Source organism: Haliscomenobacter sp., from assembly GCF_040403615.1.
Lineage (GTDB): Bacteria > Bacteroidota > Bacteroidia > Chitinophagales > Saprospiraceae > Haliscomenobacter.
In genome coordinates, this window is the sequence record NZ_JBBAKG010000112.1 from 1 (window position 1) to 17,588 (window position 17,588).

At 45.7% G+C, this 17,588-nt stretch carries 10 protein-coding genes and 1 other RNA gene; 8 read left to right on the forward strand and 3 right to left on the reverse strand.

Going from position 1 to position 17,588, the window contains the following annotated elements; genetic code table 11:
• From ABW391_RS24445 to ABW391_RS24460, 4 genes are all read left to right on the forward strand, one after another.
• Window positions 1-1,950: PKD domain-containing protein (locus ABW391_RS24445; protein WP_353484527.1), on the forward strand; the 1,950-nt coding region annotated here is incomplete at its 5' end.
• A 317-nt stretch (window positions 1,951-2,267) separates the two neighbouring features.
• Window positions 2,268-3,938: a hypothetical protein gene (locus ABW391_RS24450; protein ID WP_353484528.1), complete on the forward strand. Its 1,671-nt coding sequence runs from the start codon at window positions 2,268-2,270 to the stop codon at window positions 3,936-3,938.
• An 11-nt stretch (window positions 3,939-3,949) separates the two neighbouring features.
• The gene (locus ABW391_RS24455) at window positions 3,950-4,576 is read left to right on the forward strand and encodes a hypothetical protein (RefSeq protein ID WP_353484529.1); all 627 of its coding nucleotides are present in this window, start codon (window positions 3,950-3,952) and stop codon (window positions 4,574-4,576) included.
• Window positions 4,577-4,597: 21 nt separating this feature from the next.
• Window positions 4,598-5,380: a hypothetical protein gene (locus tag ABW391_RS24460; RefSeq protein WP_353484530.1), complete on the forward strand. Its 783-nt coding sequence runs from the start codon at window positions 4,598-4,600 to the stop codon at window positions 5,378-5,380.
• A gap of 44 nt (window positions 5,381-5,424) precedes the next feature.
• Here the strand turns inward: ABW391_RS24460 and ABW391_RS24465 are convergent, their stop codons facing one another.
• The gene (locus ABW391_RS24465; RefSeq protein WP_353484531.1) at window positions 5,425-7,035 is read right to left on the reverse strand and encodes a sensor histidine kinase; all 1,611 of its coding nucleotides are present in this window, start codon (window positions 7,033-7,035) and stop codon (window positions 5,425-5,427) included.
• 142 nt (window positions 7,036-7,177) lie between these two features.
• Here ABW391_RS24465 and rnpB point away from each other — a divergent pair.
• Window positions 7,178-7,598: RNase P RNA component class A (rnpB, locus tag ABW391_RS24470), an RNA gene on the forward strand.
• A gap of 116 nt (window positions 7,599-7,714) precedes the next feature.
• Here the strand turns inward: rnpB and porV are convergent.
• On the reverse strand, window positions 7,715-8,935 hold the full coding sequence (gene porV, locus ABW391_RS24475; protein WP_353484532.1) for a type IX secretion system outer membrane channel protein PorV: 1,221 nt from the start codon (window positions 8,933-8,935) through the stop codon (window positions 7,715-7,717).
• A 136-nt stretch (window positions 8,936-9,071) separates the two neighbouring features.
• Window positions 9,072-12,947 (reverse strand): type IX secretion system sortase PorU, encoded by a 3,876-nt coding sequence (gene porU, locus ABW391_RS24480; protein ID WP_353484533.1) that lies wholly within the window; start codon window positions 12,945-12,947, stop codon window positions 9,072-9,074.
• A 196-nt stretch (window positions 12,948-13,143) separates the two neighbouring features.
• Here porU and ABW391_RS24485 point away from each other — a divergent pair, with 196 nt between their 5' ends.
• From ABW391_RS24485 to ABW391_RS24495, 3 genes are all read left to right on the forward strand, one after another.
• Window positions 13,144-14,166, forward strand: coding sequence for a PorP/SprF family type IX secretion system membrane protein (locus ABW391_RS24485; RefSeq protein WP_353484534.1), 1,023 nt, complete (start codon window positions 13,144-13,146; stop codon window positions 14,164-14,166).
• Window positions 14,167-14,330: 164 nt separating this feature from the next.
• On the forward strand, window positions 14,331-15,833 hold the full coding sequence (locus ABW391_RS24490; RefSeq protein WP_353484535.1) for an SUMF1/EgtB/PvdO family nonheme iron enzyme: 1,503 nt from the start codon (window positions 14,331-14,333) through the stop codon (window positions 15,831-15,833).
• 156 nt (window positions 15,834-15,989) lie between these two features.
• Window positions 15,990-17,294, forward strand: coding sequence for a UDP-N-acetylmuramoyl-tripeptide--D-alanyl-D-alanine ligase (locus tag ABW391_RS24495; protein WP_353484536.1), 1,305 nt, complete (start codon window positions 15,990-15,992; stop codon window positions 17,292-17,294).
• Window positions 17,295-17,588 lie beyond the last annotated feature (294 nt).

Here is a 17,588-nt window from a genome sequence, read left to right on the forward strand (position 1 = left end):
AATTATACGGCTACACCTCCAAGCAGCCTCTATACATTCACGCCACCATCAGGTACGGCAAGTGGAGATGTATTCAGCTGGGATTTTGGCGATGGCAATACCTCCGCAGCTTCATCACCACAGAACACTTACCAGTCGGCAGGTACTTATTTGGTATCGCTGTGCATCCAGAGGCCGCAGCCCAATGGAGACACTTGTAAGGTCAAACTCTGCCAGCAAATCGTGGTACAAACCTGTAGGCAATGCGTGCAATACATCAATGCGAATCCGGTAGATCTGGCAGTAGACATGAGTGCCTGGTCGTCGGGCAGCGGCCCGGTTACGTTTTATCCCACTACTTCTTTTGCACCTTTTAATGTGCGCATCACCTGGGATTTCAATTGTGATGGAAAACCAGACCAAGTCACATCTGGCAACTCACCCGTGACCTTCAATTTTCCATGTGGTCCCAAAACCATTTGTTACACCGTGGAATGTTTACAAAGCCAGCAAGTGATTTGTTCAACAAAATCATTTCGCAAAACCTTCAACATTCCTTGCCCACAAAACCAGTCGGAATGCCCAAATCTAGTGATCAATGGTGATTTTACTGCGGGTGATAACGGTTCTTTCAGTTCTCCTTCCTTAGCTCCAAATTGTACAGGCGCCTGTGGCACAGGAGCCTATTGCGTGGGGGATAACTTTAAAGACAAATGTAATTTGTGGCCAAATTCTGTTGATCATACAACTGGATCTGGGAATTTTATGAGTATTGACGGAGTAAGTGGTGGGACAGGACCATTTCAAGTATGGAAACAAATTGCACCAATAACGGTACAACCCAATACCACGTATAAATTTTGTTTTTGGGTGAAAAGTGTTTACCCCTTTGCTCAGCAGCAGCAGCTTGTTCTGGAATCGGTTATTAAAGATGCAAATGGTAATCCACTTAAATCAATGCCACACCCCATTCGACAAACGACACCTATGTGGACAGAATATTGTATGATCTGGAATTCAGGGTCAAATACTTCGGTACAATTGGTGATTGAACAAATGACCGCAGGTGCATTTAGAGATTTTGGCATTGACGACATTAGTTTTTGCTGTGTTGATTGTGCCGATTTTATGACCGACGCAATGGATTTTGGAATACAAGGCACCAGGGTTTCTGGAAACACCTATAAATTCTGTTTATCCAGCAACATCAGTGCCAATGATATTGTAAAATGGGATTTGGATTGTAACGGTACGATCGATGCAACTACGCATTGCGCCACTTTTACGCTCACACCGTCCAATACCCAAATTTGTGCCACTGTTTATCATGTGATCAAGCCGGGAGATACTTGTCGCGTAAAACTAAATACTTGCCTTCCCGATGTTGTCAATACTGATTCTTGCACATGCCAAAGCCCCATTTTTGAAAATGATGTCAAAGCAGGTTTTTCATGGGTTAAAAATCCTCCTTACACCGTGACATTTACGCCATATGGCTTGCTGGATAAATGCGATAAAGTGCAATGGAGCTTTGGAAATGCTAGCGCCCAAGCCAACTCAGTAGGAAATGCAAGCGTGAGCTATACCTATCCTTCAACACCTGGCAGCTACAGCGTATGCATGTTTGTTACCCGGACTGAGCCAAATGGCACCATTTGCAAAAGAGAGTTCTGTCTCCTAATAAAACTGGATGGCACAGTTGGTCTTACGGAGGTTGGTTTATCAAAATTGACTGTTAATCCCAATCCTACGCATAATTCCGTATCAATTTCAGTCCCCAACGCCTTGTTCAACCGAAAGCATTTGTTACGGCTTACTACCATCGACGGAAAGGTGGTAAAATCCATGGCAATTGAGTCAGCTGAAATGAAAATGGACATGGAAATGCTACCTGCGGGCTTGTATTTCTTGTACCTAAGTGATGATAAAGGCAATGTATTAGTCCGCCCGACTAAAGTAGTAAAGCAATAAAAATGGGTAAAAAAACCTGCCATCAAACTATTGCGAGGTAATTTGATGGCAGGTTTGTTTTCCATATTCAACAAACGGTCTAAGCATCAAACCTACCAGGTGGAATGTACTTCTTACAACTCGTTTCCAAAAGAAGGATTGTTGGTGTAGAGAAATTTGTGAAGCAGTAATTGACCGTTTTGATTATAGCTGTTGCTGTGATTGAGTGCTTCAAAAAACTGATTTTTGGACAATCCCGGCTACATCAATATCAAGTACGCTCTTGAAAAGCTTGGCATTGTCATATTGCGTTAACTTAAATGGTCTTGCATCTGATATTGCAAATACAAAAAGAAAATCAGCCGAAGTGCCAAAATAGAATTAACAACACCAAAACTTTAAACAAACGCGTAAATCTAAAACCTGTGCAACCCATTCATCTATTCATGGCTGTTATCAGCCTATTTGCTAGCCATTCATGCCTGTTTGCACAAAGCAAAACAATGACTTTGAAAACCGACCAGGGTGTCGGGTTTTATAAAGTCGAACCGAGTGGAGACAATCAGTTCATGGTCGTGTATGGCAAAGCATTGCTTTCAAAAAAAGCAAAAAAGAACGTGACGAAGTTCAACCAAGATTTAGAACCTGTTTGGAAACAACCGGTTTTTTATACAGGTGTAGAAATTGGTGCGTACAATACTTCTATCTATGCCAAAACGATGGCTTTTTCCCATTCCAATACAACGGACAAAACGACTTTTTCTTACACCAACCCAGCGGACAATACTACCTTTGATTACCTCTTCGGGATGGAACAGTTTGTGCAAATCCGCCCCGATGGTTCTGTGAAAGAACAATTAACCGCTATCCCAAAGAAAGAAGCCGAAAAGATTGCGGCTGTATTTACGGATGCGAAGGGATTGAATGTCCTGACCATCACTGGCGACAAAAAATTCCCGACGGGTTCGATGAATTGGTACACTTTTTCGCACGAGAATCTGTCGCTGACCAAGCGCGAAATTACCTTATCTGTGCCGCCAAATTCAGAAGAAATTGACAACTCGGACATTCAATTCTTCTCACGTATTGTACTTAATTCGGGTTGGCGTTTGAATGAAGCCACCGCTACAGGGCTGTATTTTTACTGTGGGGTGGATAAAAAAGACCCAAATAGCAAGTCTAAGTCGTCATTTTCAACTTATGTTGTCCCCGTTGACCCAACGGGGAAGGCAGGAGCAATTATTAGCCTGGATCAAAATGTAATAAAACACCAAATCTATTCACTCAATTATCAACAAGATGAATATTCTGCCTTAAAGGTCATTCATCCGCCCCTTTACGAGTGGAATTTGATTTCGGAAGGAACTTCATCTAAGGTGGTTTCAATTGCAAGTGAAAATGCTTATTTGGGAATTAAAATTGATGCAAACAGTAAAAAGATTTACACAGCAATCGCCTTTCGTAGAGACAGCGTAGCAGGCAAAGGCGGCCTGTCTATAGAGCGTGTAGAGGAGTCTGTTGCCTATTTGGTCTTCAATACCTACGATTTTGAGGGCCAAAAAATAGCGGGAACCCGTTTACAATGCGAGCTTCCCGAACTGGAAAAAGGAGATGCTTATAAGCAGAAGGCTTACCAGGTAGAAATCATTCCGCTGTCCAATGGGGAGGGGGTGCTTTGCAAACTCATGCGCAATGGCAATGGCTTGATCTGGGCATTTAATGACAAAGGAGAACGCATTCAGGAGCTTAAGATAAAGAGAAGTGCGTATAAGGCGTTGCGCAGTAAATATTATTTTGAATTTTTTTCCGTTCCCCATTCTTCCTTACAAGACTTTAGAAACTCACCTTATGTTTTAAAAGAAAAATCTCCAGCGAATCGATTTTTTCAGGCATTGACGGATGATGAAAAAAAAGCAGCTACTTATCATTCCTTAAAAGACTATGAATTGGTGTCTGTTTGGAATTCAAAAAAAGGTGAAATTAAATTCTATTCTTTTAACAAACAGTAAAATGTATCCCCATGAAAACACTTATTGCAATTGTCACGCTTTTGCTCTTTGTCACCACGCTTTCTTTTGGACAAATTAGCATTCGTGTATTCAATTATCACCCCACTGGTGAATTCGGGTTCGTGATGAGTCCTCTCACTAGCCTTGAATTGGGCTTACAAGGCCGATTCAGCAAGCGCATTGAAAGACGTTGGCGGGCGAATATGTCTTTGGTCTATTTGAGGATGAAACCGCGTCTGGACGTTTTTCCTGTTGCGGGATTCGCCGTTGATGGCAAAGGTTCAAGGGTTATTCCAGGCCTCCAATCTTTTCAGAAATACAACATTGCTCAGTTCATTTTTGGCTACGATTATGCCATCGTTCATAAAGAAAAATTCAATTTTTATGCTGGCTTAGACCTGTTAGGAGGGGCTGCAAGTGTTGACTACGAATTGGTCTATCCAAGCTGGAAAGACGAAACTTATCAAGGCGGTGGGGTGATGGTAGGTCTGCGCGCCAGATTGGGCGTCGAATATGCGATTTCCGATCATATCGGCGTCTGTATAAATACCAATCGCTCTGGTTTTTACCTCCGTGAACCTGCTGCAAAACTATGGGCAATTGATTACGGCTTGGGCGTTCGGTATACTTTTAACTAAACCAACTTCAAAACAGCAACTATGATGAATAAGCTAATTGTCAGCTTGGCTTTTATACTTGTAATGGGTTCTTGTCAGCTGGCCCTAAATGATGTGCAGGATTATTTCCCTAAAGTCAGCACGCTCTCCGCAATAGTTCAAGCCGATGGAACAGTATTGGTTGAAGGCTCCATTGATGCAGAAGGTGCCGCGGCTATTGGATACGTCGGCTTTTGTTGCAGTACCAAGCAAGAACCCAAAATGTTAGATTATCAAATGATCTCGAACGTGTCAGAGGGCAAATTTTCAGCCATTTATGAGGGCAATTTCCAACCCGATTCGGTTTATTATTTTAGGTCTTGGGCAAGCAACGACTACGGTTATGCATATGGCAATACCCTTTCTGTTAGCAAAATCATTGCTACAGCTGTTACGCCGCCCTGTACACTCGTTGCGAATACCTGTAACATCGGCGGCGGACAAGGTACTGCGCAAGCTTACACCGTAACGAAACCTGCCGAACTCAGTTCAGGCGATTGGGAAATGAGGGCAAGCAGCCCGAATGGACCAATGGTTACGCTTAAATTTGGCTCTACCGTTACTACAGGTGTCTTTACGACCGTTAATTTTAATTCACCGGACTCGAAGGAAGTGTTCGTTAGTTTTAATGCGGGTTTTATTGTAGGTAGCCTCAAAGCAGGCAGTAAGGTCTATGTCAAACGAATCGCATCCGGCGTGTTTGACATCTCTATTTGTGATGCACCCTGGGCCTTCAATAATGGGAATTCAGATTATTATTTCAATTTGCGGCTGAAAGGTGCTTGAGGGGAGGGGGGAAGAGTCAGGATTGGGGGATGAAATTAGTTTACTTAACAAATCGGCAACTCTACCCAAAATCTTGTCCCTACACCCTCCGTGGTACTAAAGCCCATCTTGCCTCCGGCATTTTCCACGATCGTTTTGCACATGGCCAGACCAAGGCCCATTCCTGAAGATTTGGTGGTGAAATTGGGTAAAAAAACCTTGTCCTGGATGGCCGCTGGAATACCTCGACCATTGTCTTCGACCATCAACAGGGCGGCTTTGTCGGCGGTGCAGGCGATGGTTAATTTGCCTGGGCGATCCTGAGGGATGGCTTGCAAAGCATTGATCACCAAATTGGAAACCACCCGCGCCAATTGATCCCGATCGGCGTATACCATGACTGGTTTAGCTGGGACGTGCAGACTCAAGCTATTCTGTTCCTGGGTTTGTTGCAGGTACAGCGTATGGATTGAACGCAGCAGTTCCACCAAGTCAAATTCTTGGGGCGAGGGGGCGGGCATTTGAGCATAATTGGAAAAGGCGTCAGCGATGCGGGTCAAGGCATCGATTTGTTCCAACAAAGTTTGCGCCATGCGCTCTACCAATTGAGGTGCTTCTTCTGGATTTTGTTTTTGTGCACGCTGGAGGAGTTGCACGCTCAGTCGCATAGGGGTGAGTGGATTTTTGATTTCGTGTGCCACTTGCCGGGCCATTTCGCGCCAGGCCATTTCGCGTTCGGTTTGTTTCAGTCGTTCTACGCTGGCTTCCAGGTCACTTAGCGCCTGATTGTAGGCATCTACCAGATCTCCCAATTCATCGCGATTTTGGTAGGCCAGGCGCTGGTTGCTGCCCAGCATCAATTGACTCAGGCTTACCCGGATTTGGCTGATCGGGGCGGTCATGCTGCGTGCCACCCAGATGGAAACCGCCGCTGCGATAAACAGAAAAAAGATATAAGAGGCTGTCAATATGTTCAAAAACTCATTGAAATTGGGCTTGCTGGGCTTTTGGAAATAAAAATAGGTAACCAGAAACACTATAATCAAGGCTCCCGCCACCAGGGAAAAAATGGCCAACTGAATCCTTAATCCCCAACTTAATCCGTTACGACGCGCCGTGCTGAAAACCCAGAACGGCAAATGGGCGATGATGATCAAAAACAAGTTGGCAAATAAAGTAAAGACAAAAGGGAATTGCGATCTGCTTACTTCAAGAGTTGCTGCGCAAAATCCAGCGCCCACTCCGGCCAACATGACCAGGGTTACCAAAATCCAGGTTAAACTCAACTCGTCGTCATCCAAATACATGTCGAGCAACAAAAAACTGGCAAAGGTGAGCAGCGGCAGCACGATTGGAGAAAAATTCAAACCCATGGCCAAATGGAGCAAAATTCCAATGAGCGAGCCCAAGGCCATCAAACTCAGGCGTTGTCGATAGGGAATGCTCCAGCGGCGGGGTTGTTTGGCCAGACGGTACAAACAAATGAAGGTCCCAATCAGCAACCAACTCAAACCCAGCATGATTCCCCAACTTTGCCAATACAAAAAATAGGGATGCGCCAGGTTCCAGTTTGCTCCGTAGCCATTGATTACCCACTTGATGATCAGGGCAAGAATGCTCAGACAAATTGACCCACTGGTGTAAATGCCCAGCGTAATTAGCAATTGCTTTTTCATGAAATAAACCATTGGCTTTGGTGCCTTGGGGTATATACGAAAAATTGTAAGAAAGGTTGCAAGAAAGGTTGCAAGAAAGAAGGTGTTCTTGAGCTTGAGTTTTAAATTTTGAGTTTACATCTCTTTCGTATCTTTGCTGCTTGCCGCAAACCACTCTATCGCGGGCTCGTGCAAATGAGCGTGAGGAAAGTCCGGACAACGTAGAGCGCCACACCATCTAACGGATGGGCTGTTGCTATTGGTGCAAGCCAGCAGCGACAGACAGATAGGGTCACAGAAAAGAAACTACCTCCAACGCGCAAGCGAAAGGGGAAAAGGTGAAAACGTGTGGTAAGAGCGCACGCGGCTCGATAGCAATATTGGGTGTGGATAAACCTTGTGGGTTGAAATGTCAAGTATACCTCAATCGGGCTTGCCCGGCAGAGCTGCTCGCTTTGCTTTTGCAAAAATGTTGGGGAGGGTAGGCAGATGGATCCCGGCCGCAAGGACGGGACTAGATAAATGATAGAGGCTGGTGCCTTCGGGTAGCAGAACAGAATCCGGCTTATCGGTTTGCGGCAATTTTTTATCAGCTGTCAGCTTTGAGCAGTCAGCTATCAGCCTTCAGCAGTCAGCTACCAAAATTGTAATGGGTTGACTGCTGATAGCTGAAGGCTGATAGCTCAAAGCTGATCGCTGACTACTCATTTACATCAGCAAAGTTGAACAGCAGCGAGAAGCGCAGCGTATTGTCCAGTGGATTGCGACGGTTGGTGGTAGGTACCAGGTAAGAGAAGTTCAAGCCAAATACATTGTATTTCAGGCCCAAGCCCAAGGTCAGGTATTTGCGGGCACCTTTGCGTACGTTTTCGCTGTAATAACCAGCACGTACTGCAAATTGCTTGTCGTACCAATATTCTGCACCCATCGAAAACATGAATTCCCGCAGTTCTTCCGAAAGGCCTTCAGGAGCGTCACCCCAGGAAGAGAAAATCGCAGCAATCGGAGATTGTTGCTTGTAATCCAATTTGGCATCATTGTCGGTATCGCAAAGCGCAGCCCCGCCCTGACAAGGAGTGGGTACCAAAAATTTATTGACATCGCCAGTAAAGGTCAAGCTGTTGTACTGATCCAGATTGAGCGTCCAGGCAGCTCCCAGACCAAAGTTGGCCGGAAGAAAATCCCGATCCGTACTGTTGGTATAAGACACCTTGTTGCCAATATTGGAAATGGCCAAACCAACGGTAAGGTCAGATTCGCCATTGTTGCTCAATTCGATGGGTGTTTTGTAGGTCAGCGAAAAATCAGCTGCACCAGCAATTGCAGGTTCAATGACATCCCCGCCCACTACGTTGCCCGCAGCTAAATTGGAGTAGATAAACTTACCCGTCACTGCGGCTGAGAATTTTTCGGTCAGCTTACGTGCATACGCAATAGCTACTTCAAATTCATTGGGCCGTCCAGTATTCAAAGCCGTACCGTTGATGTCGGTAAACTGAATGCTGCCCAGTGAAAAATAACGCAAACCAAAACCAAGGGTCTGCAAACCTTCATTGTCCAGTTTGCGGTACCCCGTCAGGTAAGCCATATAGACATCGTTGAGTCCCAACGAACGCAACCATGGCGTATAAGTGGCAGATACGCCCATTTTGTCTTCTGCAAAAGCCAATTTGGATGCATTGAAATGCATGGCGTTTGGATCTGCGGAGATGGCAATGCCTGCATCGCCCATGGCGCCGGAGCGCGCATCGGCCACAATCCGCAGGAAAGGAACCGCTGAAGTTACCGTGTTGGTACATGGAGTTCCATCAGAATTGAAAAATTTTCCACTGGCATCCTGGAAACATTGGGCGTTGATAATCCCGGTAAAAGAAAGAAGAAAAACCATAATGGCTGTCAAACGAAGTACTAAGTTCCTCATGAGATTTTTAGTTTAAAAATCTTTTGAATCGATACACCCTAAGCTGGAAACAAACACCGTGCCGTTTTCTCATTAGTTGTTATCGTTCCGTTAAAAAAATAGAATATTTTACTCATTGTACGAAAAAATGGCAATCTTATTTTAGCAAAACCAATTTTTCAAACTTACTTTCTCCCTTGAGGGTACTTCCACCCGGCAGATTTGCTCTGACTTTAATTTTATATAAATATACACCCCGCGCCAATTTGTCTCCGTAATCATCTCGTCCATCCCACTCAATGCAATCCCCTTGACGGAGCGCACCATCGGAAAGTACCGAAGTTTCGAGGGTCTTCACCAAACGCCCCGAAATGGTATACACCTGCACCAAAATATCAATTTGTTGATTGTTGGCACTGTGTTCAAACTGAAAACAGGTGCGATCGGTAAAAGGATTGGGGTAATTGAGGACGTGTTTGAGCGCAATATCGGCGGATGAAGCCACCACAAACTCGGTATAGCCCTCGCTGGAATTGTTGGCAATGTCCCAGGCTTTTACCCGAATTTTGTGGGTGCCTTCTGCCAAACTTGAGATTGGATAACGTACTTCCCCTTTGGTATAATCATCCAGTTTGGACTCAAAGAAGTCGTTGAGCAGCAAACTGTTCTGGGTGTTTTCATCCAGCACCCCTTCGAGGTCGTGGCCGATGCTGTTGCCTACTACGTTGATGCCGTTGTCGTCGCTCAGACTCACTAGCAAAAGTGGGTCGGGGCTGGTGATGCCACCAAACACAAAATCCAGGGAATTCATGTACACTTCTACTTCTGGCCCACGGTTGTCAGAGAGTCCGGCGGGACTGTTGCCCCCAATGGTCACTTTTTTGTAAGCTCCTGCTGCGTCTTTCATGCGAACGGTATCGGCAGCGTAGTAACTGATTTTGCCCAGGCCAAACGCGTAGTTGATGTCTTTGGGAACTACAAAGGTGAAACTGAATTTTCCATTGCGCACGCTGGCACGTCCCTTGAAAATTACATTTTTTTGCACTTCAAATTGATACCCCTTGGGGCTACCAGGATCCTGGCCCAGGGTAGAGGCCCGAAATGGTTTATCAAACACGGTAGGATAAACCACGCCATTGAAATCATTCAACACCGCACCTTGCGCATCGGTGATTATTCCTTCTACCGATACTTTTTGCAGCGCGCGCAAGGTATCGGTATTGTTTTGTGGAGATTTACCATTGATCGTGGTAGTTTGAACACTAGACTTCGGAATGGCCAGTCGCATAGACGGATCGCCAATCAACGCAAATTTGCGGGAATTGACCAAGGTGCCTCCACTGAGTTGGTTTTTGGCATTGCGCATGGCATCCCCAATAGTGGCTTCGGGGCCTTCTCCAAACAATTCCAGCAGTGCCAATCGGGTCAATGAAGCGTTTTCTGAAGCATAAACTGCTCTAACAGTTGAGTATAGTGCCACTGCTCCTCCACGTGGATTGAGCAATATTTCTTCTCCTGCGGTAGAGTTGGTGGCATCATCGTAGCCTGTAAACGAACAGGTAGCGGTCACCACCAGCGGTAAGCGCTCAAAATTGGACCAGTTTTGAATGTCGCGTACCTGCAAAATCCGTTCTTGAGCCCAGCCATTGGGGCCACCGTGTCCCAAATAGGTCATGACCAGGGTTCCCTTGAAAATGGCATTGTTGATGGCCTCATTTACAGCCGGATAGAAATTGCCTCCGGCAGAAGCGATCTGGGGAAACGCATCCAGGAAAAATTTATCCGGGTTGAGGGAGGGATATTTCTCGGCAACCTCCTGGGCGATTTCATTGCAATCACTCGTATGCAGGTTGCCATCTTCATCGTCTCCAACGAAAAGAACCCGATTGCGCCAGTCACTCATGGCTTGCGGAGAAAGGTCGTAATTGATGATTTTTTCGATTACTTGCTCTGCTTCTTCCCGTTTGCGCACGGTGAGTCGCCCCACCGTTACATTAAGTCGGCCATTGAGGGGATCAATCGGCGAATTGCTTTCTACAATGCCGTAGAAATCATCGGCAGGAAACGCATACAATGGATTAAAGGAGTCAGCTTGAAAGGTGGGGATAAAATTGCTGCCATACTTGTACACATCGCGTTGGTCAAAAGAACCATCTCCGACCAGTAACAGGTACCGAAATTGAGGATCGCGCAGGTAAAGCATTCTTGTAAAATCGCGGATGGCACTTGGATCCAGTCGGCCAGAAGAGAACTCGTTGTAAATCTGGTCTACCCGCACCACCTGAACGTCCATTTTGGAGAATTCGCGGCGGTGCCGGGCCAGTTTTTGGGCAGCATCACCAAATTCGCCAGCGGCATCGTATACAATCACCAAATCAGCAGATTTTAAGCCGTGCAGGTTTTGATTGTCAATTTTTCCTATTGCCACGGGATTCAGAAAACCTTGTTTAGAATTGAAAGCCACGAATTGGTGCAAAATCCCGGAAGCCGTTGCTCCAAAGGTAAACTGTGTGGCATTGCGGTTGCCTTCTTGCAGTTTCGGGCGTTGAGGGTCGGAAATGTCCCAAACCAGAACATCGGCATTCGCATTGCTGAGTTCATAGTTGGCCGCTGGAAAGTTCAGGGTATTCAAATCGCGAAAACCCATTTGATCGCCACTCATGATCAAGCGGCGCCGGACTTGCAGCTGAACGTAATCCAACCAGCCTTCACTTCCATCGCTGACCAGGGGATAGCGTACAACGGCGTCAATGGCATCCTGGCTGAGCCGGATTTTGCCGCGCAATTCGGCCCAATTGGCGTATTCCACCTCCGAAGCAGCCGAACCGTCAAAATAAAATACATTTTCAGCGGATTCACTTTTTAGGGTGGTTCCATTCAAATCCAGGGAAAAGGTTGTGCGATCCAGTGCGCGCAAAGCCATTCTGGCATTAACTTTTACATCTTGATCTACCACAAGATTCGGGAAATTAAACGCCTTGCGGTAGGTATATTCCCTGGCCACCCGGAAGTGGTCGCCCAACCAACTCCGTCCGGATCCACTTACACTGTTGGAGTTGCTTTCCCAGGATTCGAGGAGATTGACCTTGTCTTCCTCCAAATGTGCATAATCATCAAAAGTATTGGTCGTAAAAGAACTTACATTCACTGAGGTCTGGGGGGTAACTCTTAGTCCTTTGTCTGAACCAATCTTGAGGAAATAATAATTGCGGGTATCGTAAATGTTTTTGGTCAAATTGAATCCTTGGGTGCTGGTCTGGAAATTCCAGCGATCAGGCCCTTCGGCATAAAAAAGAATGTAATCTCCGCTGTCAAAACGGCCATCTTCTTCGCCAACTATTTGAATGTGGTTTTCGATGGCATCATCCAGGCGTGTTTCAGCGATACCCATCCCCAACATGCCACCGCCCTGGCCCAAAATTCTGATGTTTCGCGGATCGATTCTATCGATGTCAATTTTGAGTTGGTTTTTCAAAAAATCATAATTCAGGCGATGGACTCCAGTTTGGGTGACTGAAAATTTGTACAACTGTCCATCCCGCAAGGCAGAGTTTTCGGTAAATGGATCACTTCGCAATTCAGGAGTAGCTTCTGGACGCAGCGTAATCCGGATCTCAAACTCCGCAGCGCGCAAAAACTGACCTCCTCTCCGAATAATCGGTACAAAGTGGACTTTACCCAAAAACTGCTGGCGATCCTTTTCAACTTGTTGGAAAAACTGGATGTTTTCGCCTACAGCTTCTGGCTGCCATTGGGGGGGACGAGGAAATTCTTCCCACCGCACATTGAGCAGTTCTACTTCCAATCGCCCTGGGCCATCCACGGCAAATTCTTTGACGTACCAAGGTTGCTCAACTTGCGTTTTACCAAATACAGCCCCTTTGAAACTCCAGCGCTCTTTGAGGTGGGGTTTGGGTAAAATGACGGTGCCTTCTGCTTCCCATTGCAACGTCTCTCGGATTAAAAATGGAGAATTGCCGTACAGCAGACCTAAGAATAATGCCAAAATGGAGGTAATCGCGAAATTCTTCATAAATTTCAAACGTTTCCGCAGTATAATTGGATGTTGGTTAAAATAAATTTCTTTCGTTCAATTGCCCAGGTGTGTAGTGCAGTGAACGCCCAAAGATAATCTTAATCAGGCTTTCGGATTGTCAAATGCACTACCTTACTTTTTGATTGACACGCTTAGCTGCCGAAATGTTGACTGAACTGCTAAAAAATACATGATGAGAAAACATTTACTCTTATTGCTCTTTGTAGTCAGCTTTGTACAGATTCATGCTCAAGACCCCATCTTTAGTCAATTTTTTGCAGCGCCTTTGCACCTCAATCCTGCTTTTGCCGGAGTTTCGCACGCGCCTCGTTTCATGCTCAACCACCGCAACCAGTGGCCCTCCTGGCCAAATGCATATCAGACCTATGCCATTGCCTATGAGCAGGCTTTGCCATTTTTGAACAGTGGTATCGGTGCCAGTATCACTGCCGATGATGCGGGCAATGGCATATATCAAACCCGGCAATTCAGTTTATTTTACAGCTATCAGATCAAGGCCAATGACGACCTTGCGCTCAAATTAGGAATCGAAGCGGGTGCATTTCGTTCTCAATTGGCTTGGGATAAATTGGTTTTCGGTGATCAACTCGATCCAATTAACGGATTGGGCAGTACTGGAAAAGGAAATTCAACTGAAGAAACCCGACCCGGCAATTTGGGCAACAATCAACTCGATTTTTCAGCGGGTATTTTGGCCTTCAGTAAAAAATTCTACGGCGGTATTTCTCTCCAACACCTCAATAATTTCAATGAAAGCTTATTAAATACGGGCAATTCAGCACTTTTGGTGGGGCATCCACTGCGCTTTTCGGTGCACGGTGGTGCTCAATTTGATTTGGGGGGCAATGGCCGCAACGGACATGCTTCCTTCTTTGCCCCAAATGTTCTTTTTGTAAACCAGGCTGGATTTTCACAGCTGATGCTGGGAGGATATTTAGGCTTTGGGCCGGTATTTGCTGGAGCCTGGTACCGCAACAGCGGAAAGAACCCCGATGCGGTGATTGGTTTGATTGGTTATCGGTATGGGGTGTTGCGCATTGGGTACAGTTACGATGTCACCTTGTCCAATTTATCCCTGAGTCGTACCGGAGGAAGCCACGAAATATCACTGTCCGTTACCCTCGACGAAAGCCGTGCCAATCAACGGCGGCGCAAAAAAGTTGACATCAATGATTGTTTTCAAATCTTTAGATAAAATTTTTAGCTATTTTTGGCGCTTGTTAAAATACGGCTGAATTGGACAAAAAAATCGCAACCGTATACTAATTCGTAGAACCTTTCGTTCGGTATAAAGCAAAAGAATTTAGATCCAATGCCAATTCAGGTTGGTTTTTTCTCTAAAAAAATTGGTCAATTATAATGGAAAAATTGTTGAAGTTTGGCGCTTTCCTCCTTGTAGTAGCAGTGGTGTTTACCTCTTGCAAGAGCAAGGACGTTTCTTCCTCCACAGGTTGGAATTACAATGATACCAAGTGGGGAGGCTTTGAAAAGCTGAATTACGAGGGACAAATCACTGGCCCTAATCTCGTTCCGATCGAGGGTGGTACATTCACCATGGGGCTTTCTCAGGAAGATGTAATGTATGACTGGAACAACGTTCCTCGCCGGGTTACCGTGTCTTCATTTTATATGGACGAAACGGAAGTATCCAACATCGACTACCGTGAATATACCTATTGGGTAGACCGGGTTTATGGAGAAACTTATCCTGAAGTTTACCACAAAGCAGTGCCTGATACCATGGTTTGGTACGACGATTTGTCTTACAACGAACCAATGGTAAACACCTATTTCCGTCACCCATCTTTCGATGATTATCCGGTGGTAGGCGTTACCTGGAAGCAAGCTTCTGAATACTGCCTTTGGCGTTCAGACCGGGTAAACGAAATGTTGTTGATCAAGCGGGGCATCCTGAATGAAAACAACGAGCAAAAAGACGATGACAGCTTCAACACCGGTTCTTACCTGGTAGGACAGTACGAAGGCAATATTCGCAAAAACCTGAAAGACTTCCGTACGGGCGAAGAGCGTCCGGCACGGTTTGAAGATGGTATCCTGTTGCCAGAATACCGCCTTCCTACTGAAGCGGAATGGGAATATGCAGCATTGGCCTTGCGTGGCAATCAATCCGCAGAAGGGGATGAAAACTACACGGATCGCCGCAACTACCCCTGGAACGGTCAGACTGTACGCTACCAAAAGCACGATAAATACCAGGGCCAAATGTTGGCCAACTTCAAAAAAGACAAAGGGGATTACATGGGTATTGCCGGTAAGTTGAACGACAACGCTGCCGTAACTGCCCCTGTACGCAGCTTTTTGCCCAACGATTTTGGTTTGTACAACATGGCGGGCAACGTCAATGAGTGGGTATTCGATGTTTATCGCCCCTTGACCAGCCAATCCCTTCGTGATGTAGACAACCACGATTTGAACCCAGTACGCGGTAACAAATTCAAAACGGTTGAAACCGATGAAGATGGTCGTCCAGTTGAAAAAGACAGTTTAGGCCGTTTAAAATTCCGTGCCCTTAAGGACGATGAATTGGCTACCAGAGACAACATCCGCCGTGGAGACGCACTGAACTACCGCGATGGTGACAAAGAATCAGAAGCATTCTACGACTTTGAAATCCATACCTTGGTAAGCGATAAAGCGCGGGTATACAAGGGTGGATCTTGGGCCGATCGCGCATTCTGGCTTTCTCCAGGTGCTCGTCGTTTCAAAGACGAAGATGATGCCGACCGTACCCTTGGTTTCCGTTGTGCCATGAGCCGCATGGGTGGATCAGCTACCAATGACAAGCCAGGTGGCAACCAGTTTAAAGTAAAACAAAAACGCGTTGACCGTCGTTTTAAATAAGTTCCGATCTATGATTGGGTTAAAAGCGGTAGAGGGTGCTCCTTCTACCGCTTTTTTTTTTTCAGAAAACTTTCCGAAATTAAGTCTTACCAAAGCAAAGTTTTTTTGCGAAACCTTAATTAATTTGCCCCTCTGAACAGTGTGTATCAAAACGACATGGAAATTTCAAGGCTTTATCAACTGTTTCTAGGCGCAGGCAAAGCAGTATCTACCGATTCCCGAAAGATTGAACCTGGGTGTATTTTTTTTGCCCTGCGTGGCGATAATTTCAACGGCAATCAATATGCCCTGACTGCCCTCGAAAAAGGAGCAAGTTATGCAATAGTGGATGACCTCGATTTGGCAGAGCAGGATCGTTGCATTCTGGTTGATGATGTGCTTACTACTTTGCAAGATTTGGCCCGGTACCACCGCCGTCAACTCCATATTCCCATCATCGCCATCACGGGAAGCAACGGCAAAACCACTACCAAAGAATTAATTGCCGCAGTATTGGGCAGCCAATACCGCATTCATTACACCCAGGGCAACCTCAACAACCACATTGGCGTGCCGCTGACGCTTTTACAACTGGATCAGCAGCTCGAAGTGGCGGTCATTGAAATGGGGGCCAATCACCAGGGGGAGATAGACCTCCTGTGCCGAATCGCAGAGCCTACACATGGATTGATCACGAATATCGGCAAAGCTCACCTCGAAGGATTTGGAGGGATAGAAGGCGTAAAGAAAGGAAAGTCAGAGCTTTACCGTTACCTGGCAGAAAAAAACGGACTTGCCTTCGTCAACAACAATGAACCATTTCTGATAGACCTTTCCGCCGTAGTTAGAAAACGAATTTACTACGAACTCAGCGAAGCACCCGATCCGCAGCACAAGCCCTACGAAGTGAAATTACTGCAATTGCAGCCTTTCATTCGGGTCGCTTTTTTGGATGACCATGCGCAACTGATAGAATCGAGCAGTAAGCTGATGGGCGTCCACAATTTCCAAAACATCAAAACAGCGATTACGCTTGGCAAGTACTTTAAAGTGCCAGGTGAGAAAATCAAAGCGGCAATTGAGTCGTACAATCCCAATATGAATCGCTCTCAGGTCATTCCCTGGGGATCCAATTCCATCTTATTGGACGCTTACAATGCAAACCCCAGCAGCATGGAAGTTACGCTGCGTTCTTTTGCAGAAAATAGTTCGGGAAACAAGGTGGTTATCCTGGGAGATATGTTTGAGCTAGGCGATTCCGCACCCGTCGAACACGAGCGGATTGCACAATTGGCGAGTAGCTTGAATTTTGAACAAGTCGTTTTGGTCGGAAAACATTTTTCCAAGGTGGCACAACAACTGGGCTGTATACATTTTGACAAAGTAGAGGAATTGAAAAGATGGTTTACCAGTCAAAGCTGGGAAAACAAAGCGATTTTGATTAAGGGATCGAGGGGTATGGCCTTGGAGCGAGTATTGTGAAATGATGAATTTTTCGAATGACGAGTGACGAATGTGGAGATAGCTGTTGGAATTTTTTGTAAGTGCTAGACTTGGATTCCATTTAGGTGTACACCTGCCAACAAATCTTGAAGGCAACGCACCCAATTCGTCATTCGTCACTCGAAAAATTCGTCATTTGTTTCAATTCCTCAAGGGAAAAATTAATAGTAAGGCGACACTAAAAACTAATTCATTTCATTCAATTTTAAAGAGTTACCCGCTAGTCCAATGAAGTGTTGGTCACTGAGCGGAGTCGAAGTTGGTCACTGAGCT

Bases quoted from the DNA above. Each gene is read 5' to 3' on its own strand.
- ABW391_RS24460 (WP_353484530.1), top strand. From the start codon at position 4,598: ATGATGAATAAGCTAATTGTCAGCTTGGCTTTTATACTTGTAATGGGT.
- ABW391_RS24490 (WP_353484535.1), top strand. From the start codon at position 14,331: ATGGAAAAATTGTTGAAGTTTGGCGCTTTCCTCCTTGTAGTAGCAGTG.
- porV (WP_353484532.1), bottom strand. From the start codon at position 8,935: ATGAGGAACTTAGTACTTCGTTTGACAGCCATTATGGTTTTTCTTCTT.
- ABW391_RS24465 (WP_353484531.1), bottom strand. From the start codon at position 7,035: ATGAAAAAGCAATTGCTAATTACGCTGGGCATTTACACCAGTGGGTCA.
- ABW391_RS24485 (WP_353484534.1), top strand. From the start codon at position 13,144: ATGAGAAAACATTTACTCTTATTGCTCTTTGTAGTCAGCTTTGTACAG.
- porU (WP_353484533.1), bottom strand. From the start codon at position 12,947: ATGAAGAATTTCGCGATTACCTCCATTTTGGCATTATTCTTAGGTCTG.
- ABW391_RS24495 (WP_353484536.1), top strand. From the start codon at position 15,990: ATGGAAATTTCAAGGCTTTATCAACTGTTTCTAGGCGCAGGCAAAGCA.
- ABW391_RS24455 (WP_353484529.1), top strand. From the start codon at position 3,950: ATGAAAACACTTATTGCAATTGTCACGCTTTTGCTCTTTGTCACCACG.